A 19,435-nucleotide genomic window follows, 5' to 3' on the forward strand; every position below is an offset into this window, starting at 1 on the left:
TCGGTTGCTCCATTATGAGTAAGCGTTTTCCTTATTTGGAGGGGTACTCAAATTCGTGTGTGCCAACTTGCTGACGGAAGAAAGGATGGATTAATAGCATGGAGGCTAAACTGATGCATGTATTCGCAGAGCTGTTGGGCGGCAAAAACAGCCGGGATCTCAAAGATCCAGAGTCGGTTATGGAGACTGCTGCACAGAGGTTGGCTATGGAGACGCTAAGGGCAGGCAGCCATGAAGTATCTGCTACGCAGGGGGAAGATCCGTTGGGCTGGCTGGTTGGTTTAGCTGAGCAGGGCGTAATCAGCCGAGCGGAGGCTTTGATGGCTGCGAATCCCGAATTACTTGGGGAAACGATGCTGAATAGCGGCAACGATATTGGGCAAGCAATGGGTACACTCCTAAAATGGAGCGATGAATACAGACGTACCTTCATACGGATTTATGCCGATGCTCCTACAAGTATGAGTCGTATAAGTACAGAGACAGCATCAGAAATAGGCAGTTTCGACGGTTATAGTCTTCTGCATGGCCCCTTGTCACAGGCCTCTGGCCGCGTTGGGGAATTATGCTATGCCTATCTGGACGTAGCTGAGTCTGGACAGACGATTCATGCCCCTGACGGGGAGCCCGACCCCATCCTTATTCCCGGCTCTCGTGCATCTGACACGTACAAAACCTTTAACCAGGCATCTGGCCTGCCTGGATTGTGTGAGCATTTGTCCCGCCGGATTATCAGCTTGCTGGAAACAGAGTATGAAGGCTTATTCGAGTCTCTGAACGGATCGCCACTCACTGTTGCCCTAATGGAGCAGAACAATGCAGTGGGTATTGGCAGCTTGCAAGATATGCAGCTGGAGGCATTACTGCGTGCGGCGTTGCGGAGCGTGCGGCAGGGGGGAGAACCCAAGCTGGAGATTATGGTACGCAATCCGGCTGACGTGGACGAATTCCGGGCAACCCGAGACTGGATTGACGGCGTTGCGGAGCAGACCTTATGCGGACGTCTTCGGTGCATTCCATATCGGGTAGGCGTGCTTTTGACAGTTGCCCCGTCTTTGGTGCCTAACATAAGCCCAACATGGAACAAGGAAGCCGCACGGTCGGAGGAGTCAGCCAACCCCAATAACATATCCAAAGTGGGTGCACGACATATCAAGCAGGTGGCTCAAGCTGCAGATCTGACACGTTTTGCCGATACGGTCATTTTAGAAGTCATACCAACTCCATCCGATGATATTAGGACTGAGGATCAGTTGATTCCACCCGGTGTCGATGGTCATGAGAATACTAGTGATACGATAAAATGCATAATGGAAGCTGTTCGACGTGTAAAGCCCGAGCTTCCTTTATGGGTAGCAATAGATGAAATTAACCAGTCTCTGGATGGGATTTCGATCTGGGAGAATGAGCTGACGGGGGTCATTTGCCCGGACACAGCAGTTCCCGCCGCACGCCTTGCAGCTGCGCGTTTGGGACTGCAACAGCCCGCAGATCGTCAGCGCACTTCTGGGGCTGCACACAACCATGCGTGGAAGTTTCCTTTAGCCTGAAGATAACCTGAATTCATGTAATAGAGGATTTTGCAAAAATCCAATAAGCGATTTTCAAAGAACAAAATATAGATCGAAATGGCCTAGTTCGTCTATATATTACACTTTGGAGCGACTGGAATCGATTTTTGCAAATCCTGAATCGGATGCTCTAAATATGGAGGATACCTGCGGTGTTTGCGCGGGTATCTTTTTTTATTTAGACCATTGCTGGTTTACAAGTGGAAAAGAAAAGGTATATAATAAAACAAAAGTTTCTCTAAACCAAAATAATTGTATAGACGCAAAAATGATTATCATTCTCATTTGCTAAACATGCTGCTTCGGGCTTCCCGAAGCAGCATGTGCTATTTTAGGGCACTTAACAATGGATATCATTCTCAATGAGATGCTAGTACAAGGAACAAAATATGGAAAGGAACGTGACATGATGCAAGCTGTTCAACGATTACAAGATACATTGTCTCCCTCTAACCGAACCCTTTCAAAAAACAGTGGCAGCGGACGACCCGGTCCGAATCGTAAGCCGCAATTTCAGCTTAAAAGTATGCTGAAAAACAAGGAGATGCAAGCTGCTCTAGGTAGTGGATTGCTGATGTTGATGGCATGGGGAGTCTCACATTGGTGGCAATGGCTATCGGTCATTCTGTATGTGGTGTCCTATGCCCTTGGGGGCTGGTCCAAAGCCAGGGAAGGAGTCGAAACACTGATCCGAGAACATGATCTGGATGTTAACCTGCTCATGATTGCTGCCTCCCTAGGAGCTGCGGCCATTGGCTATTGGAATGAAGGAGCCATGCTGATCTTTATTTTTGCACTCAGCGGTGCGCTGGAGAGCTATACCACCGAGCGTAGTAGTAAGGATATTTCTGAGCTTATGGCGTTGAAGCCGGAAACGGCTTTGCGCTTGTCTCGCGAGGGGACCGAAACGGTCGGCATTGAGCAGCTGTTGCCAGGCGACCTGCTGCTGGTGAAGCCGGGCGAACTGATTCCGGCGGACGGCCGAATCTCTAAGGGCGTTTCGGCAGTGAATCAGGCATCGATTACCGGTGAATCTATTCCGGTAAATAAGGTGGAAGGTGACGAGGTATATGCGGGCACCATTAATGGAGAAGGGGTGCTATATGTGGAGGTTAGTCAGTCCTCAGAGAACACTTTATTTTCGAAAATCATTCGTATGGTGGAAGAGGCTCAGACCGAAGTTCCTGATTCCCAGCGTTTTATTAAAACGTTCGAATCGGTGTACGCTCGAATTGTTGTTGCTGTCACGCTGATCGTCATTGCCGGTGCACCCATAGCATTAGGCTGGACGTGGGCAGCAGCGTTTTACAAGGCTATGGTGTTCCTCGTCGTGGCCTCCCCCTGTGCGCTCGTATCATCCATTATGCCAGTAATGCTATCGGCCATTTCCAACCGTGCCCGACGGGGCATCCTGTTCAAAGGTGGTGCACATGTGGAGAATATGGCATTGACTTCTGTTGTTGCTTTTGACAAAACAGGCACGTTAACGATGGGGTCACCTGTCGTCACGGATTGGATTACCGCCGCAGAATACGATGCCGATGAGTTATTGCATATGGTCGCCACAATTGAAAGCTATTCTTTGCATCCACTGGCGCGAGCGATTGTAGCCAAAGCCGAAGCTGATTTGGGACAGAGAGATCTTCTTCCAACCGAAGAAGTGCAGGCACTCACCGGATGGGGAATGGAAGGCATCATAGGTGGGGTGAAGTGGAAAATTGGGCGTACAAATGTACTGGATGAACCTGGTTCTCTGGCAGAGCCAAAGTGGATGGAGAGTCGGGCCCGGCTGGAAGCTGAGGGCAAAACCGTATCCATCATCCTCGCGAATGATCGGATTGCCGGAATGCTGGCACTACGCGACGAGCTGCGTCCGCAGGCCCAAGAGTCCGTGAAACGACTGCAAGCGCAGGGTATCCGGGTTGTCATGCTAACCGGGGACCGTCCAGAAACGGCCGCTGTGATCGCGGCGCAGGCCGGAGTTGACGCCGTGTATGCTGGCTTAATGCCGGAGGACAAAGTCAGCCATATTCGCATGCTGCGGGAGCAGTACGGGCATGTCGTCATGGTCGGCGACGGTGTGAACGACGCTCCTGCGTTGACAGCGGCAACCGTAGGACTAGGCATGGGGATGCATGGCAGCGGAGCCGCACTGGAGGTCGCAGACGTTGTGCTGATGAACGATGGAATCGAGGAGATTGCTCCGACGGTAGCACTGGCCCGCAAGGCGCAGCGGGTGGTTAAACAAAATATGATCTTTGCGGTAAGTGTCATTTTGCTGCTTGTGATCAGCAACTTTGTGCAAGATATAGCCCTGCCATTTGGGGTTATTGGGCATGAAGGTAGCACATTACTGGTTATTTTGAATGGCCTGCGCTTATTACGGTCATAGGGCTAATAATCACAAGAAGGAGCATTCATCCTCTTAAAAATTCAAGGGGTGAATGCTCCTTCTTTTGCAGCCTCGCAACGCTGTACGTCTATCTTCGTCGTGGCGTAGACCGTCGTAAGAACAAGGAAAACAATAGCCCTGCCAGCGCAATCCCTGTAGCAATGATAAAGGCATCATTAATGCCATGGATCGTCGATTCCGTAACAGCATTTCGGTACACCTGTTGTAGCGCTAACGATGAACCACTTTCTGTTGAAATGCCCGCCGTTTGCGCGAGGGTTTGTCCCAACTGTGCTACCCCTTCGGTTAAAGGAACATTGGCGGTGGTAGCGACATTCGCATAATCCGCTACATGAATCGTGGTTCGGCTGCTCATTACAGTAATGAGCCAAGCGGTACCGATAGACCCGGCAATTTGCCGTACTGTATTGGACATGGCTGTACCATGGCTACCGAGATGGGGAGGCAACTGGTTTAGCCCTTCCGTCTGGACGGACATCATCAGCAGTGACATTCCGAAGCTGCGAATCGTATAGATGATCATAATATGTCCGTAGGTGGTGGCGTCGGTTAGCAGACTGAACTCCCATGTCGTGACTGCCGTAATGATCAGCCCAATGATCGCCAACGGCCTTGCGCCTATACGGTCAAATACTGCCCCTGATATGGGTGACATCACACCCATCAGCAGTGCACCCGGCAACAGCAGCAGACCGGATTGCAACGGTGTAAAGCCGCGTATATTTTGCAAATAGATTGGCAGCAGCAGCATACCGCCAAACATCGTCATGTTGACGGTAGCCCCGACTAAGGTTGATACAGTAAAAATATCATATTTAAACACACGGAACTCCAGCATCGGCTGTAGCATGTTCAGCTCGCGCACGATAAACAATACAATAAACACAATCCCGGCAGCGAGTGTGAGTATTACTGTATTGCTACCCCAGCCTTTGTCCCCAGCTGAACTAAAGCCATACAGCAGGAAGCCAAACCCAAGGGTGGAAAAGACGGTTCCCAGCAGGTCAAAGTTCGGTTTCGTTAGCTTGGATACATTTTTGAGCCAGCGTATGGCAAACAGAATATCAATGACCGCCAGCGGAATAACAAGTAAAAATAGCAGCCGCCAGCTGTAATGCTCCACAATATAGCCGGATAAAGTTGGTCCAATCGCCGGGGCAAACATCATGGCGATTCCCATAGTACCCATGGCAGCGCCCCGTTTTTCTGGAGGAAACACAGTCAGGAACACGTTCATCACCACAGGCATGATGATGCCTGCTCCGCTGGCCTGGATAACACGTCCAACCAGCATAGGCGCAAAGCCGGTACTGGCAGCACAGACGACAGACCCGGCAGTAAATAACCCCATCGCGGAGATGAACAGCGCACGTGTTCCGAAGGACTCAATCAGAAAAGCAGTGATAGGAATCAAAATCCCGTTGGTTAGCATATATCCGGTGGAAAGCCATTGAACGGTTGTGGCAGACACATTGAAATCATTCATTAAGTGTGGAATGGCCACGTTAAGCAGCGTTTGATTCAAAATCGAAATGAAGGCGCCTAGCAGCAGCACGGACAGAATACGTCCGACGGACATTTTTTGATCCATGACAGCCCCCTACTTGTGAACTCTGATAGTCGCACTCATTCCCGGGATAATACCCAGCCCCTTGTAACCTTGAATGGAAATATTGACAGGCACGACCTGCGTCACCTTGGTATAGTTGGCAGTGGTGTTGGAAGTGGGCAGTAGTGAAAAAGTCGATGCGGTCGCCAGGCCGATCTTTTCGAGTTTACCGCTCAGGGACGTATCCGGGTAAGCATCAATATATACATCTACGGTTTGTCCTACTTGAAGATCCTGTACAGCCGTTTCGTCTATATTGGCGGTAATCCATAAATTGTTTAGATCAAAAGCCTTCGCTAAAGGCGTGCCTGCCCCAACAATTGAGTTGTTGACCGCAGATTGCTGCACGATGGTACCATCGGTTGGAATCGTAACGCTAATTCGGCTTCCGCCTCCTTCTACATTACCCAGTGTGCTTCCAGCGGTGTAGGTTTTACCAACTTCAGCATTCCAGCCTGTGAGCTTGCCAGCGCCTGGAGAGGCAACGGTAACCGCTTGTCCACTCACTTGGGCATTATCGGTTTTTATGTAGTTGGCGGATTGATTGTAGTAATAGGCGGCGGCTCCACCTCCTGCCAGAATAATGATAATAACTAGCAAGTTGACTAATATGGCGCGTGAATTCATGTGTTAACATGCCTCCCTAGTTCTTGGATTTTCAAAGTATGCGTCAAACGATTCATAATATTCAGATGGATTTTGGGCAAGGTTAAGAGCGCATGCGAAAAGGATGATTTTGCTGACAAAGGATGATGCGCATAATGACGACGACCAGAATCATGATTGTATATGACAGTGAAAATGGGCATACCGAACGTCTCGCACGCTCAATTGCAGAAGGAGCACACCTTGAGCACACGGAAGTGTTGTTAAAGCATGTAAATGAGGCCGATGTGAATGAGCTAGTGAGTGTGGATGCGATCCTATGGGGTTGTCCGGGGCATTTTGGTACGATCAGCAGCGGTCTGAAAAGCTGGATTGATAAGCTGGGGTATCTGTGGGCGCAGGGCAAGCTGGTGGACAAAATCGGCGCTGTGTTTTGCACAACCGCTACCGTTCATGGTGGATTGGAATCCACACTTCTGAATTTGATTACTCCAATGCTTCATCAAGGCATGATTATTGTAGGACTGCCCGCCAATATTACGGAAAATGCATTATACGGCTCCTATTACGGCGTAGGGATAACATGTCCGGTGGAGACTGACCCCAATGGACCACCTAATCTTCCAACGGGTGATGATCTTGCACTAGGCCGCTCTTTGGGCAAACGGGTCGCTGAAATAGCGGGACGGTACCGTAGCGCTGAAAGAGAATAGGAGGCTACCGATGACCATTGCTTTTATCGTAGTAGCTGCGGTTGCCTTTATTTTTTTGCTGGTATTTAATACGAAGATGACGCGCAAGTCCTCTTCCAAGACTCGCTCTACCGAAGAGGACTCACGGCAAAGAAGCAAACGTCCTTATCCTGTACAGGTGGAACCCGAGGCGCGTGAATGGATAGATCCTGCGCAAGAGACGCCTCCTAAGGATATCGATGTCGAAGAGCATCATGCGGAGGAACAACACAAGGTGCCTGATATCCAGACGGATAAGAAGGTGGAAAAAGATCGCGAGAATATTAAAGATGCTTACGGAGATCAGGATTATCGTGCGGCTTTACGTGGTTTTACCAAAAAGGACGAAGAAAAGGAAAGACGTTCTCCAATATCCAATGGAGAGAAGGAGACTTACAAAAGTGAGGACGAGCAGTACCGTGAAGCACTGCGCTCCATGAACCAAAAAAAATGACGTATCTCCATATGAACATGCCAAAAAGGCTGCTTATCTGTCTGGATTACAGGCAGATAAGCAGCCTTTTTGTGTTGCTCGGCTATAGCCATTCGGTTAGCCCAATCATCGTAATTAAGCCGAGAATAAAAGAGAATGTGGCGATCCGCTGGTTGCCATCCCCGTGACTCTCGGGAATCAGTTCCTTGTAGACGATAAACATCATGGCTCCGGCGGCAAAAGCAAGGCCGTAAGGTACCAGTCCGTTCACCCAGCTACTCAAATAAAAGCCGATCAGACTCGTAATGATTTCCACAGCTCCGGTGAGGGTAGCAATGCCCAAGGCCTTGAAACGGCCGATGTTTTGATTCACAAGGAACAACGCTACGATAAAGCCTTCCGGGGCATTTTGCAGGCCGATAGAGAAGGCGATCAGATTGCCGAGATTGTGAGTCTCACTCGCATAGCTGACCCCAACAGAGAGTCCTTCCGGTAAATTGTGCAATGTAATAGCTGCGATGATGAGAAAAGATTTGGATTCCAGTTGAAAGGTCTTGGAATCTGGGTCCTCCAAATCCGCATGGGGAATGTACATCTCCATCACCAGTAATACGAGGCAGCCGAGCAGAATTCCCGCAGTCAGCACGAACCAATTGGAATGCTGGATCGCTTCGGGAATGAGGTTATACACGGAGGCAGAGGTCATAATTCCTGCGGCATAAGCCAACAGAACATCGCGAAGCCGATGCGTGATATTACGCATAAACAGTATGGGCACGGCGCCGAGTCCAGTGGACAGGGCAGAAATAAAGCTACCTACAAAAACGTCATTCATAATCGGGATAATCCCTCCATACCTGATTTATCTTTAAGCTTCGCTTCATGAAAACTTCATTTGACTGTTTACAGCTATTTCCGCATAATGAAATTAGGATTTAGAATCAGTCTAAGTCATAAAAAGCTACAAAACAAGTGATTCGTTTTTGTAATATCCGGGTGTCCACATTTTGGGATAAGCTTCTGGCGGAATTACTTTTAGAGTATATGCAGTTGCCCAGCGCCCGGTTCCGAAAACTCGTTATATAATACTTATGATATTTTAGGAGGAACCAAGATATGTACAAGTCCATTATTATAGGTACCGGCCCTGCCGGTTTGACCGCTGCAATTTATCTGGCACGCGCTAACATGAGCCCACTGGTGATCGAAGGACCACAGCCAGGCGGACAATTAACTACGACTACGGAAGTTGAAAATTTCCCAGGTTTTCCGGAAGGAATCATGGGACCCGATTTGATGGATAATATGCGTAAGCAAGCGGAGCGTTTTGGCGCTGAATTCCGCACAGGCTGGGTAAACAAAGTAGACACAACTGCTCGTCCATTTACTTTGGATGTAGAGGGTTTGGGTGAACTGGTTACTGATACGCTGATTATTTCCACAGGAGCGACTGCCAAGTACCTGGGTATTCCCGGTGAACAGGATAATATCGGACGTGGCGTAAGCACTTGCGCAACATGCGACGGCTTCTTTTTCCGTGGCAAAGAAATTGTTGTCATCGGCGGCGGAGACTCTGCACTGGAAGAAGCCAATTTCCTGACTCGTTTTGCCTCTAAAGTAACGTTGGTGCATCGTCGTGAAGAAATGCGCGCCTCCAAAATTATGCAGGATCGTGCTCGTGCGAACAACAAAATTGAATGGGCGCTTAATCGTACTCCTGTAGAAGTGATTGCGGACGAGAACGGAGTCACTGGCTTGAAAGTGCTGAATAATGCAACAGGTGAAGAGGAAGTTATTACGGTTAGCGGCGTATTCGTGGCGATTGGTCATCATCCGAATACGGGCTTCCTCGAAGGACAAATTACAACGGATGCGAACGGTTATATCGTCGTAAATCCGGGTACTTCCGAAACAAACGTGCCTGGCGTATTCGCTTGTGGCGACGTACAGGATACACGCTACAGACAAGCAATTACCGCAGCAGGTAGTGGCTGCATGGCTGCTATGGACAGCGAGAAATACATCGAAAGCCTGGAGCACAGCGCACTGGCCCTGTAATGATCCACGCAAGTTTGAATAAATATGATGTAACAAAATAAATGATGAGGTGATATTCATGGAAAAAGCAATCGTATACACATCTACAAACTGCCCGCATTGCCGTCAAGTAAAAAGCTACTTGAGTGAAAAAGGCGTGGAGTACGAAGAACGCAACATTGAAACCAATGAAGCTTTTGCTCAAGAGGTTTGGGATATGGGCATTCGTGCCGTTCCATTGACTTTGATCGGAGAAGAACGTATTTCCGGTATGAACAAAACCAAGTTTGAAAAAGTGTTGAACGCTTAATCCAACCTAACAGCAGACGACGGTCCTATGATCGTTATATGGTTAAGAAAAGGCTCCTATCGCAGCTACATACTGCAATGGGGGCCTTTTTACTTATAAGGACACGCGTACACGCCCGAGAAAAGGAGCGGTTGCTGCATAGGCGGCGCCTAGCATCGTCGAACGGCTGCCAAGCGTGGAGAAACGAATCTGTAGTTGCCGACGGTGATAGGGCAAGGCACGTTCGTCAATCACTTCACGCATACTTTGCTCCAACCAAGGTCTGGCTTCCGCCAGTGGACCGCCAATGATAAGCATCCCGGGGTTAAGGCTGTTCACAATGCTGGTAATACCCACACCCAAATATCGTCCAATATCTTCAAGGACGCTTAATGTACTCGCTTCACCTTGCTGAGCAAACGGCAGTAATTCCGCTGTATTATGTGCAGGCAGTTTCAATGTGGATGATGCATACGCCTTCTCTGAAGCATACAGCTCCCAGCAGCCGCGACTACCACAGGAGCAGAGCCGTCCGTTCCAATCAATGGTCATATGACCCGTCTCTCCGGCGTACCCCCAAGCTCCTTGATACGGTTTGCCGTCAATGATAATCCCGGCCCCGATTCCAGACCCTGCACTGATGTAGACCAGATCCCGCACCAGCTGTCGGTGATCGCCGTCCATACCATAGTACAACTCGCCCTGCGCGCCGACGTTGGCTTCGTTATCTACTACGACGGGCAGACCTAGCTCAGCCTCAAGCTGCTGCCGCAGCGGAACCCCTTCCCAGCCCAGATTGGGTGCGAACAGCACGGTTCCGGTCTCATCCACCATACCCGGTACCCCCAGTCCAATGCCGACAATACCATGAGGGGAGGGAGGAGTGACCTGCATAAGCTCCTGAACGAGCTTTCGAATCTGTTCCATAACAAAGGCGGGATCATGCTGGGTTAGAGAAAAGGTAAGCTCCGTTTCAATGGTACCTGCCAGATCGGTCAGAGCGCCCTTGATGTACTGTACGCTGACCTCAATACCGAGTACAAAGCCTGCACGGCTATTGAACAGCAGCATTAAAGGCTTACGCCCACCGCTGGATTCTCCTAATCCTGTCTCATACACCAATCCATCGGTAATGAGCTCTGCCACCAGATTGGAAACGGTTGCCTTGTTTAATCCAGTTTGACTGGATAACTGTGCCCGGGATAGCGGAGCATGAAGGCGAATACGCTCCAGCACAATGGATTTATTCAGCTTTTTGACAAGCGCCTGATCGCCAGTGACATTCATGGTTCATTCACTTCCTGTTGGTGTAATTCCTGATATTATATCATAAAAACAAACTTAGTTTAAGCAATAGACAAAGTCTTTTGGCTGTGCTAGAATCGTTTTTGTAAACGTTTACTATAAAGGAGGAACTTATAATGGCTTATTTCGAACAGGTATCTAAAATTAACTTTGAGGGCAAGCAATCCGACAATCCTTTTGCGTTCAAATTTTATAATCCACAGGAAATTATAGCGGGAAAAACGATGGAGGAGCATTTACGTTTTAGCATGGCCTACTGGCATACACTGGTTGCAGGCGGCTCCGATCCTTTTGGTGTAGAAACAGCGGAACGTCCATGGTCCAAGTTTACCGGGCTGGATTTGGCGAAGGCACGTGTGGAAGCTGCCTTTGAACTGCTGGATAAGCTGAATTTACCTTATTTCGCTTTCCACGATGTGGATATTGCACCGGAAGGCGCGTCATTGAAGGAATTTTACAGCAATCTGGATACCATCGTGGATCTGATTGAGGACCATATGAAAGCTACGGGGAAAAAACTGCTGTGGAACACGGCGAACATGTTTAGCCATCCACGTTATTTGCATGGTGCTGCCTCGACTTGCAATGCAGATGTATACGCACACGCAGCTGCTCAGATTAAAAAAGGACTGGAAGTGGGCAAACGTCTGGGCGCAGATAACTATGTTTTCTGGGGAGGCCGTGAAGGCTACGAAACACTGCTGAACACGGATTTGAAGCTGGAGCAGGACAATTTGGGACGTATGTTCCATATGGCCGTAGACTATGCGCGTGAAATTGGCTTTGACGCTCAGTTCCTGATTGAGCCAAAACCGAAGGAGCCAACGAAGCATCAGTATGATTTTGATGCTGCGACGACGATTGCTTTCCTGCAAAAATATGATCTGGATCAACATTTCAAGCTTAATCTGGAAGCTAATCATGCCACCTTGGCGGGTCATACTTTCGATCATGAAGTGCGTGTAGCACGGATTAACGGCATGCTGGGATCACTGGATGCAAATCAGGGAGATTTGCTGCTGGGCTGGGATACGGACGAATTCCCAGTCGATCTGTATGATGCGACCCTGACGATGTATGAAGTGCTGCAAAATGAAGGCTTGGGCCGTGGTGGTATCAACTTTGATGCCAAGGTGCGCAGAGCATCGTTTGAGCCAGAAGACTTGTTCCTCGCGCACATCGCAGGTATGGATACGTATGCGAAGGGGTTGAAGGTAGCTGCCAAACTGATCGAGGATCGTGTGTTTGAGGACTTTATTGAGAAGCGCTACAGCAGCTTTAAAGAAGGTATTGGAGCAGACATCGTATCCGGAAAAGCAACGCTTGCTTCTCTGGCTGAATATGCTCTGGCGAATGAAACACCACGTAAAAACGTATCCGGTCGCCAGGAATATCTGAAAGCAACATTAAATCAATACATTTTGGCTGACTAATACCAGAATTCTATATATGTAATAGAAGCTGCACGATAACAGGGAAGGAGGTACTCCAATGCAGGAGAAGCTAAATCAGGAGCAGGAGCGCTATGTCATCGGCGTAGATTTGGGTACCAGCGCGGTCAAAACGGTGCTGGTTAACCGCAAGGGGCAGGTGGCTTATGAAACCTCTCAGTCTTATCCGCTCCATCAGCCGAAGGCAGGATATAGCGAACAGCATCCTGAGGACTGGGTCAGTGGCACGTTAGCATCACTGAAACAGCTTGTGGAGAAGGCCGGAATCGGCGGCACAGATGCCGTAGACGGTATTAGCTTTTCGGGACAGATGCACGGGCTTGTGCTGACTGACAAGGAAGGCCAAGTGCTTCGTCCGGCTATTCTGTGGAATGACACGCGTACGACAGCACAATGCCGTCGTATTGAAGAACAGCTCGGGTCGGACCTGCTGAATATCGCACGTAATCGCGCGCTGGAAGGCTTCACGCTGCCCAAGCTGCTGTGGGTGCAGGAGCATGAGCCAGACGTGCTGGCCCGTGCGGCACATTTTATGCTACCCAAGGATTATGTGCGCTACTGTCTGACAGGAGAGCTGGCGACGGAGTATTCGGATGCGGCGGGTACGCTGCTGCTGGATATTGCGAACAAGCAGTGGAGCGAAGAGATCGCTGCCGCGTTTGATCTGCCGTTGTCGCTGTTCCCATCGCTGGTGGAATCCTTTGATCAGACGGGTACGCTATTGCCGGAGATTGCGGAGCAGAGCGGGCTTTCGCCTGAAACGAAGGTCTTTGCAGGTGGGGCGGACAACGCATGCGGCGCGATTGGTGCCGGCATTTTGAGTGAAGGCCGCACCCTATGCAGCATCGGCACCTCAGGGGTTGTACTTTCTTATGAGGAACGCAAGGATATTGATGTGCAGGGGCGGGCGCATTTTTTTAATCATAGTGAGCAGGATGCTTATTATATTATGGGGGTTACGCTCGCGGCCGGATACAGCTTGACTTGGTTTAAGGATACCTTTGCACCAGAGCATTCTTTTGATGCACTATTGGCAGATGTGAATTCTATTGAGCCGGGCAGCCAAGGGCTGCTGTTCACGCCTTATATCGTTGGCGAACGTACACCTCATCCGGATGCAACCATTCGAGGCAGCTTTATCGGGATGGATGCGGGACATAAGCTTGCGCATTTTACACGAGCGGTACTGGAAGGAATAACGTTTTCGCTCAAGGAATCTATAGATATTCTTAGAGGGACGGGCAAAACGGTGAATGAAGTGATTTCCATCGGCGGCGGTGCGCGTAATGAGGCATGGCTGCAAATGCAGGCAGATATTTTTAACGCGGATATCATCAAGCTGGAAAGCGAGCAGGGACCTGCCTTGGGGGCGGCCATGCTGGCTGCTTATGGTAGTGGCTGGTTTGAATCTCTGCAAGCGTGTGCTGAAGCATTTCTGCATGAAGCAGCGAGATATTCGCCGAACCCGGACCGTGTGGCACAGTATGAAGGTCTATACGAGCTGTATCGTGAAGTTTACTTGCACACGCGAGAGCTAAATGAGCATTTGGCAGTGTATCGCTGAATACGGTGAGCTTTAAGCGTAAATAAGAAGCGGCTTCGGGTGTAAGAAACCCCCGAAGCCGCTTTTCATGTGATGATGAGTTGGAATTAAATACTTTTCTTGATTTTCGCATAATCTTCATGCATAGAGCTGGCTGCACAACCCGGACATGACTTGCTCGACGAACACCCCGCACAGGCGCCTTGACGGCTTTTTCGCAAAAATCGTACCAGCACCCACGCACTATAACCGAGGATCGCCAATAAAATGATGATATTGATCATGGAATTCACTTCCTTTTATTTACTATAGGGCCTGACTTTAACCCCAACCTAATAATCTGCCGCATTGATAGATCAAGACGGCAATGATATATGCAACGGCCAAAGGATAGATCACAGAAAATGCGGTCCAACGCCACGAAAGGGTTTCTTTACGAATGACCGCTACCGTAGCCAGACACGGAACATACAACAGAATGAACACCATAAAGCTAAGAGAGGCAAGCGGTGTAAAGGCATGTCTGACTTGTAGTTCAAGTCCCTGCATATCAGGAACGTGGTAAATAATATTCATCGTTGATACGACAACTTCCTTGGCCATAAAGCCTGTGAGCAGGGAAGCCCCTGCTTGCCAGGTGCCAAAACCGAGAGGGGCTAGTAATGGAGCGAACCAACCTCCAACGGTGGCAAGCAGGCTGTCATCCATTTCTACCCCGAAGCCCTGCGGACCGAAATTGGACAAGAGCCAGATGCCAACCGAGCCTGCAAGAATAATGGTTCCGGCTTTACGGACGAAGCCTTTAACCTTCTCCCATGTGCTGCGGAATAGTGTAAGAGCCTGCGGCACTCGATAGGGAGGAAGTTCCACGATGAAGAGGGAGGGCTCACCCGACAAAATGGATACTTTGGAAAAAATTTTGGCAAGTATAAGTGAAACGACGATTCCTAACACATACATCAGCATGATGATGCTTGCCGCATGTGTTGGGAAAAACACACCCGCAAACAACGCATATACCGGCAGGCGGGCCGAACACGACATAAAGGGCACCAGCAACGTGGTAATGAGACGCTCTCTGGGCTGTTCAATGGTGCGTGCTGCCATAATCGCAGGGACATTGCAGCCAAATCCGATGATGAAGGGAATGAAGCTTTTCCCGTTCAAGCCCACGGCTTGCATCAGACGATCCATGAGTATCGTGACCCGTGCCATATACCCGGAGTCTTCGATCACCGAGATAATCAGAAATAAAATAGCAATTTGAGGCAGAAAAACAAGCACACCCCCGACTCCAGCCACGATGCCGTCCACGACTAGACTTTGCGTAAAGGCAGACGCGTTCAAGTGGACGAGTAATTCAGAAATCCAACTGCTGAGTGCACCTGAAAAAAATCCATCCAGCATATCTGAAAGGATCGTACCCGCCCAATCGAAGGTGAACTTGAAGGTAGCGTACATCAGCAGCAAAAAGATCGGAATCCCCAGATACCGGTGAGTTAATAGTGCATCTAGCCTATCCGTTAGGCTGTGCGGCTTGAGCTTGGAGGTGTCGAGTGCCTTGGTACACAGATCAGCAATCCATGCTGTTCGTACAGAACGAATATGCTGAGCAGGCGTGATGGCACAGCCTTCACTGAGCAGGTCTTCTTCGCAATGGCGAATACGCGCAGTTACTTGTTCACGCTGCACCTCATCTGTCATCCATTCCATGACGACAGGATTGTTTTCCAGACATTGCAGTGCGGCCCACCGGAGTTGCGGTACAGATGCATCCGGCAGTAAGTTGCAAATATCATGAATAGCCGCTTCGACGGCAGGGCCGTAATCCAGTTGAAAAGTATTGGATGCATGTCTTACTTCTCGAAGAGATGCGAGCATTTGCTTACTTCCACTACCTGTGCGCGCCACCATAGGAATGATGGGAACGTTCAATTGTTCAGCCAACAATTCCTTGTTTACGCGAAGACCCGTGGCATCAGCTACGTCAGTCATGTTTAAGCCAAGTACAAGGGGACGGCCATATTCCAGTAGTTGTACGGTCAGATAGAGATTACGCTGGAGCTGGGAGGCATCCACGATATTGATCAGGGCCGCAGGCGGCTCTTCCAGCAAATATCGGGTTGCGACACCTTCATCCAGCGAAAGAGGGAGTAAAGAGTAGGCACCTGGCAAATCCACCAATACGGCAGACTTGTCACGCAGGAGCCCTGTTTTCTTTTCCACGGTGACGCCGGACCAGTTCCCTACTTCTGCATACGTACGAGTCAGCTTGTTGAATAATGAGGTTTTTCCTGTATTGGGATTGCCAAATAGAGCGATCATGTCCATGTCGGAACGACCTCCAGTTGTTTCACTTGATTTTGACGGAGGCCGACCAGTTGGCCGTTGCATTCAATGACGATCGGGCCGCCCAATAAACTGATTTTTTTTAAGCGTATGATGGAACCTTCGTTGATGCCCATGTCTGTCAAGCGGCGGCGCAATGAGGGATGAAGAGGGTCAAGGGATTGCAAACGCACAGTCTGACCTAGTGGCGTACGAAGAAGTGAAATACATTCTGGCATGGTGTTCAGCCTTTCTGATCTAGAATGAGAATCAATATCATTTACTTCCGATGCCAGTACCATATCATGAGGATACTTAGATTGCTGTGATAAAATTCGCTGCGAACGACATGTTTGCCCCTTGCTCCCATCTGTTATATCGCCGAGTATGTGTGTCGCAACCTGTCTTTTTAACTGTCCCATTACTCGTCTGCAACCGACAAAACTAGAGCGTTTGGGGCAACTGTTTTTATGGTAAGATAGAGCTGTTTATAACTATGCTAAGAAGGGCAGGAACGCTCTGTATGAACAGAAAAATCGGGGTTAGGCTTGTAAAATGTCTGGTTGCGGGTGCAGCGCTGGCTGTGTTGCTGCCGCAGGCTGTGGAGTGGGGCAGCAATGTGTATGCGGCGTCGATCAAGCCGGCTCCATCGGTATCATCGCAGCAGCTTCAGAACAAGCTTTTACAGGCAATGGCTACGCGGAGTGAAACGCTGACCTTTACATATCAAGGGCGAGTGAACGGTCTCAAACAGCAATTACAGACGGCCATCCAACAGGCCATGGAGAGCGATCCGTATGTGAATTATACGATCAAAAGCTACGCATTCAGCTATACAGGCACAACGACCTCCGCTCAGGTTACGATTCGTTTAAGCTACCGGGAGACGAAGGAACAGACAGCTTATGTGGATAGCACAGTTAAAGCGGTGCTGGGGGATATTATTACGAAGGGAATGACGGATCATGAGAAGGTGAAGGCCATCCATGATTGGATCGTCGTTCGCCTGAAGTATGATGAAGCACAGCAAAAGTACACAGCCTACGATGGCCTGAAAACGGGAAGCACGGTCTGCCAGGGTTATTCACTGCTAGCCTATAAAATGCTGGAACGTGCAGGCATTACGAATCGGATTGTGGAAGGTAGAGCAGGGGGACAGCTGCATGCATGGAATCTTGTTTTATTAGATGGTCGATGGTATCACATGGATACGACATGGGATGATCCAACCCCAGATCGCGCGAACGAAGTAAGCACTTCATATTATCTGCTGACGGATACCGAAATGCGGCGGGATCACTCATGGGTGAAACCGTATCCTCAGGCGAATACATCGTATCGGGAAACCTTATCAGCACTGGTAGCTGCCGGAGGATCAAAGGCTGCTGTGTATCAAAAACTGTACAATACCCTCGAATATCCGCTGCAAGATGGTAAGGGTCTGGTTAAATCATCCGCCGACATCAAGGAACAGGTGCGTAAGATTGTAAATAAAGGAGGGACGACGCTTACCTTCGCCTATCAGGGAACAGAGCGAAGTCTCAAGGAGGATTTACAGTCCTTATATCAACTCGGCTTAAAATCCATTTCTTATCAGATTACGGACCTTGGAAGTACCGGCAATCTTCGGGTAACCCTGAAATGGACCTAATCATCTGCTGTAAAAAGCTACATTAACAAAGGAGTATTTTATTTATATGCACAGGCGTTCCTTTACCTATTTGCTTGGCACGCAGACCATGTCCAATGCGGCCGACATTCTTTATATTATGGCACTTGTGTCTTTGGTTTTTCATGAAACAGACTCCATCTTCTCTTCGGTGCTCGTTCCGTTGCTGCGAATGGGGGCACAGATGATCAGCGGCTTTTTAGCACCGCTCATTTTGGCCCGATTCCAGCTTCCTTTTATTTTATTCGTTTCTCAGTTCGGGCAACTGGCTTTCTTTGCTGTTCTGCTGGGCCACTTGTGGTCAGCAGGCACGGAGCCGATATGGGTGATTGTGTTTACGTTGGTGGCAGCCATGTCCTTTCTGGACGGATGGACTACGCCTGCGCGTAATGCGCTGATTCCTCGCCTTGCGTCCGGGGAAGGACTTATGCGGGCAAACAGTCTGGTATCGGTCAGCGATCAGACGGTGCAATTAGCGGGGTGGGGGCTTAGTGGTGTGCTCGTAGCCATGCTAGGTTCGGAAAAAACACTACTGGTTGCTGGCGGATTATATATGATAGCCATGATCTTCACCAGCCTGATTCGAGATCCACTAGAGGGCAAAGCTCATTATTTGCTGCAACCTGGAACAAGGGTGCGAGGTGGAGATGTCTCAGTTTTCGAAGCTCTAACTGAACCCGGGCAAGGGCATCATGACTTGCCTCCTGCACAGTTGGAAGATACACTATATGGCCCGGAATCTGAGAGCCCCACACTACCTCCCAAGCGTAAAAAGGAAATACTTCGTGAAGGCTGGAGCCTCATCGGAGCCAGTCGCAGACTGAAAGCTCTTATTTTTATGGATATGATTGACCTTCTAGGGGGTTCGGTTTGGGTAGGCGCGTTCACGCTTGCTTTCGCTCAGCAGGTCTTGCACAAAAGTGAGGCATGGTGGGGATACATCAATGCAGCGTATTTTGCAGGAGCGATTGGCGGCGGTATCGTGGTCCTCGCCTGCGTCAAGTATTTGCAGCGCAGACTGCTGCCCGCCATGTTGGCGGGGATGGCAGGTTATGGGCTGCTGACAGCTTGGTATGCACTGAACACATTACCGCCACTAACGCTGCTTATCGTGCTGTTGATGGGACTACCTGCGGAAATGTCCGTCGTATCCCGCCGTACGATGATGCAAATGAGTGTGTCTGTACATGATTTGCCTAAGGTGCTGTCCGCCCAGGCTACGCTGACAAGCCTAACGTTTTGTATTTCGCTGCTTTTAATGGGCTGGATTGCAGATCATTTGGGTATCGTTAATTTGTACTTGTTTTCAGCAGGGTTGACGCTGATTGCTGTCATATACGGTATTTTTAGTCGTCGTGCCTTATCTATGTCTTTATCAGCTGAAGTAGCTGCTTCTTCCAAATAAACAGAAAAAGAAAAAGAAAAGGCCCGTCTCCGGGCATATACAGGT

General features: G+C 49.4%; 17 protein-coding genes. 10 read left to right on the plus strand and 7 right to left on the minus strand.

Annotated features, from left to right (window positions below):
• The first annotated feature begins 98 nt into the window (after window positions 1-98).
• Together ACEN8J_RS01150 and ACEN8J_RS01155 are read left to right on the plus strand one after the other, a co-directional pair.
• Window positions 99-1,550: an aldolase/citrate lyase/malate synthase family protein gene (locus ACEN8J_RS01150; protein ID WP_029519225.1), complete on the plus strand. Its 1,452-nt coding sequence runs from the start codon at window positions 99-101 to the stop codon at window positions 1,548-1,550.
• A gap of 430 nt (window positions 1,551-1,980) precedes the next feature.
• Window positions 1,981-3,963, plus strand: a complete 1,983-nt coding sequence (locus ACEN8J_RS01155) for a heavy metal translocating P-type ATPase (protein WP_049817084.1) — start codon at window positions 1,981-1,983, stop codon at window positions 3,961-3,963.
• Window positions 3,964-4,051: 88 nt separating this feature from the next.
• Here ACEN8J_RS01155 and ACEN8J_RS01160 read toward each other — a convergent pair whose 3' ends face one another.
• Complete coding sequence (locus ACEN8J_RS01160; RefSeq protein ID WP_029519221.1) at window positions 4,052-5,575, minus strand: DHA2 family efflux MFS transporter permease subunit; 1,524 nt, start codon at window positions 5,573-5,575, stop codon at window positions 4,052-4,054.
• A 9-nt stretch (window positions 5,576-5,584) separates the two neighbouring features.
• Window positions 5,585-6,220: an HlyD family secretion protein gene (locus ACEN8J_RS01165; RefSeq protein WP_025724158.1), complete on the minus strand. Its 636-nt coding sequence runs from the start codon at window positions 6,218-6,220 to the stop codon at window positions 5,585-5,587.
• 134 nt (window positions 6,221-6,354) lie between these two features.
• Between ACEN8J_RS01165 and ACEN8J_RS01170 the strand changes: the two genes are divergently transcribed.
• Together ACEN8J_RS01170 and ACEN8J_RS01175 are read left to right on the plus strand one after the other, a co-directional pair.
• Complete coding sequence (locus ACEN8J_RS01170) at window positions 6,355-6,912, plus strand: NAD(P)H-dependent oxidoreductase (RefSeq protein WP_165149444.1); 558 nt, start codon at window positions 6,355-6,357, stop codon at window positions 6,910-6,912.
• 10 nt (window positions 6,913-6,922) lie between these two features.
• Window positions 6,923-7,384 (plus strand): hypothetical protein, encoded by a 462-nt coding sequence (locus ACEN8J_RS01175; RefSeq protein WP_165149442.1) that lies wholly within the window; start codon window positions 6,923-6,925, stop codon window positions 7,382-7,384.
• An 82-nt stretch (window positions 7,385-7,466) separates the two neighbouring features.
• On the opposite strand, the gene ACEN8J_RS01180 is transcribed toward ACEN8J_RS01175, so the two are convergent.
• Window positions 7,467-8,198 carry a ZIP family metal transporter gene (locus tag ACEN8J_RS01180; RefSeq protein ID WP_013311970.1) on the minus strand — a complete coding sequence of 244 codons (732 nt, stop codon included), beginning with the start codon at window positions 8,196-8,198 and terminating at the stop codon, window positions 7,467-7,469.
• Between the two features lie 281 nt (window positions 8,199-8,479).
• Between ACEN8J_RS01180 and trxB the strand changes: the two genes are divergently transcribed.
• Window positions 8,480-9,421 carry a thioredoxin-disulfide reductase gene (gene trxB / locus ACEN8J_RS01185; RefSeq protein WP_013311969.1) on the plus strand — a complete coding sequence of 314 codons (942 nt, stop codon included), beginning with the start codon at window positions 8,480-8,482 and terminating at the stop codon, window positions 9,419-9,421.
• Between the two features lie 58 nt (window positions 9,422-9,479).
• A complete protein-coding gene (locus tag ACEN8J_RS01190; protein ID WP_007432162.1) occupies window positions 9,480-9,710 on the plus strand; it encodes a glutaredoxin family protein in 231 nt (76 codons plus the stop codon).
• Between the two features lie 93 nt (window positions 9,711-9,803).
• On the opposite strand, the gene ACEN8J_RS01195 is transcribed toward ACEN8J_RS01190, so the two are convergent.
• Window positions 9,804-10,976, minus strand: coding sequence for an ROK family transcriptional regulator (locus ACEN8J_RS01195; protein WP_165149440.1), 1,173 nt, complete (start codon window positions 10,974-10,976; stop codon window positions 9,804-9,806).
• 134 nt (window positions 10,977-11,110) lie between these two features.
• Between ACEN8J_RS01195 and xylA the strand changes: the two genes are divergently transcribed.
• Together xylA and xylB are read left to right on the plus strand one after the other, a co-directional pair.
• Complete coding sequence (gene xylA / locus ACEN8J_RS01200) at window positions 11,111-12,427, plus strand: xylose isomerase (RefSeq protein ID WP_495594182.1); 1,317 nt, start codon at window positions 11,111-11,113, stop codon at window positions 12,425-12,427.
• A gap of 58 nt (window positions 12,428-12,485) precedes the next feature.
• A complete protein-coding gene (gene xylB, locus ACEN8J_RS01205) occupies window positions 12,486-14,009 on the plus strand; it encodes a xylulokinase (RefSeq protein WP_495594183.1) in 1,524 nt (507 codons plus the stop codon).
• An 86-nt stretch (window positions 14,010-14,095) separates the two neighbouring features.
• Here xylB and ACEN8J_RS01210 read toward each other — a convergent pair whose 3' ends face one another.
• Genes ACEN8J_RS01210 through ACEN8J_RS01220 form a run of 3 tightly spaced genes read right to left on the minus strand, consistent with a single transcriptional unit; the run spans window position 14,096 to window position 16,738 of the window.
• The gene (locus ACEN8J_RS01210; protein ID WP_080658679.1) at window positions 14,096-14,272 is read right to left on the minus strand and encodes a FeoB-associated Cys-rich membrane protein; all 177 of its coding nucleotides are present in this window, start codon (window positions 14,270-14,272) and stop codon (window positions 14,096-14,098) included.
• A 37-nt stretch (window positions 14,273-14,309) separates the two neighbouring features.
• Entirely contained in the window at window positions 14,310-16,319 is a 2,010-nt protein-coding gene (feoB, locus tag ACEN8J_RS01215; RefSeq protein ID WP_029519211.1) for a ferrous iron transport protein B, read from the minus strand.
• Window positions 16,310-16,738: a FeoA family protein gene (locus ACEN8J_RS01220; protein ID WP_239645267.1), complete on the minus strand. Its 429-nt coding sequence runs from the start codon at window positions 16,736-16,738 to the stop codon at window positions 16,310-16,312. Before ACEN8J_RS01220 ends, feoB begins: the two co-directional genes overlap by 10 nt.
• Before the next feature lie 101 nt (window positions 16,739-16,839).
• On the opposite strand from ACEN8J_RS01220, the gene ACEN8J_RS01225 reads away from it, so the two are divergent.
• Together ACEN8J_RS01225 and ACEN8J_RS01230 are read left to right on the plus strand one after the other, a co-directional pair.
• Complete coding sequence (locus ACEN8J_RS01225) at window positions 16,840-17,967, plus strand: transglutaminase domain-containing protein (protein WP_029519208.1); 1,128 nt, start codon at window positions 16,840-16,842, stop codon at window positions 17,965-17,967.
• A gap of 46 nt (window positions 17,968-18,013) precedes the next feature.
• Complete coding sequence (locus ACEN8J_RS01230; protein WP_029519207.1) at window positions 18,014-19,390, plus strand: MFS transporter; 1,377 nt, start codon at window positions 18,014-18,016, stop codon at window positions 19,388-19,390.
• Window positions 19,391-19,435 lie beyond the last annotated feature (45 nt).

This window comes from Paenibacillus sp. Paensp38, from assembly GCF_059491915.1.

Coding starts and splice junctions, on each gene's coding strand:
- ACEN8J_RS01150 (WP_029519225.1), top strand. CDS start 99: ATGGAGGCTAAACTGATGCATGTATTCGCAGAGCTGTTGGGCGGCAAA.
- ACEN8J_RS01155 (WP_049817084.1), top strand. CDS start 1,981: ATGCAAGCTGTTCAACGATTACAAGATACATTGTCTCCCTCTAACCGA.
- ACEN8J_RS01160 (WP_029519221.1), bottom strand. CDS start 5,575: ATGGATCAAAAAATGTCCGTCGGACGTATTCTGTCCGTGCTGCTGCTA.
- ACEN8J_RS01165 (WP_025724158.1), bottom strand. CDS start 6,220: ATGAATTCACGCGCCATATTAGTCAACTTGCTAGTTATTATCATTATT.
- ACEN8J_RS01170 (WP_165149444.1), top strand. CDS start 6,355: ATGACGACGACCAGAATCATGATTGTATATGACAGTGAAAATGGGCAT.
- ACEN8J_RS01175 (WP_165149442.1), top strand. CDS start 6,923: ATGACCATTGCTTTTATCGTAGTAGCTGCGGTTGCCTTTATTTTTTTG.
- ACEN8J_RS01180 (WP_013311970.1), bottom strand. CDS start 8,198: ATGAATGACGTTTTTGTAGGTAGCTTTATTTCTGCCCTGTCCACTGGA.
- trxB (WP_013311969.1), top strand. CDS start 8,480: ATGTACAAGTCCATTATTATAGGTACCGGCCCTGCCGGTTTGACCGCT.
- ACEN8J_RS01190 (WP_007432162.1), top strand. CDS start 9,480: ATGGAAAAAGCAATCGTATACACATCTACAAACTGCCCGCATTGCCGT.
- ACEN8J_RS01195 (WP_165149440.1), bottom strand. CDS start 10,976: ATGAATGTCACTGGCGATCAGGCGCTTGTCAAAAAGCTGAATAAATCC.
- xylA (WP_495594182.1), top strand. CDS start 11,111: ATGGCTTATTTCGAACAGGTATCTAAAATTAACTTTGAGGGCAAGCAA.
- xylB (WP_495594183.1), top strand. CDS start 12,486: ATGCAGGAGAAGCTAAATCAGGAGCAGGAGCGCTATGTCATCGGCGTA.
- ACEN8J_RS01210 (WP_080658679.1), bottom strand. CDS start 14,272: ATGATCAATATCATCATTTTATTGGCGATCCTCGGTTATAGTGCGTGG.
- feoB (WP_029519211.1), bottom strand. CDS start 16,319: ATGGACATGATCGCTCTATTTGGCAATCCCAATACAGGAAAAACCTCA.
- ACEN8J_RS01220 (WP_239645267.1), bottom strand. CDS start 16,738: ATGGGACAGTTAAAAAGACAGGTTGCGACACACATACTCGGCGATATA.
- ACEN8J_RS01225 (WP_029519208.1), top strand. CDS start 16,840: ATGAACAGAAAAATCGGGGTTAGGCTTGTAAAATGTCTGGTTGCGGGT.
- ACEN8J_RS01230 (WP_029519207.1), top strand. CDS start 18,014: ATGCACAGGCGTTCCTTTACCTATTTGCTTGGCACGCAGACCATGTCC.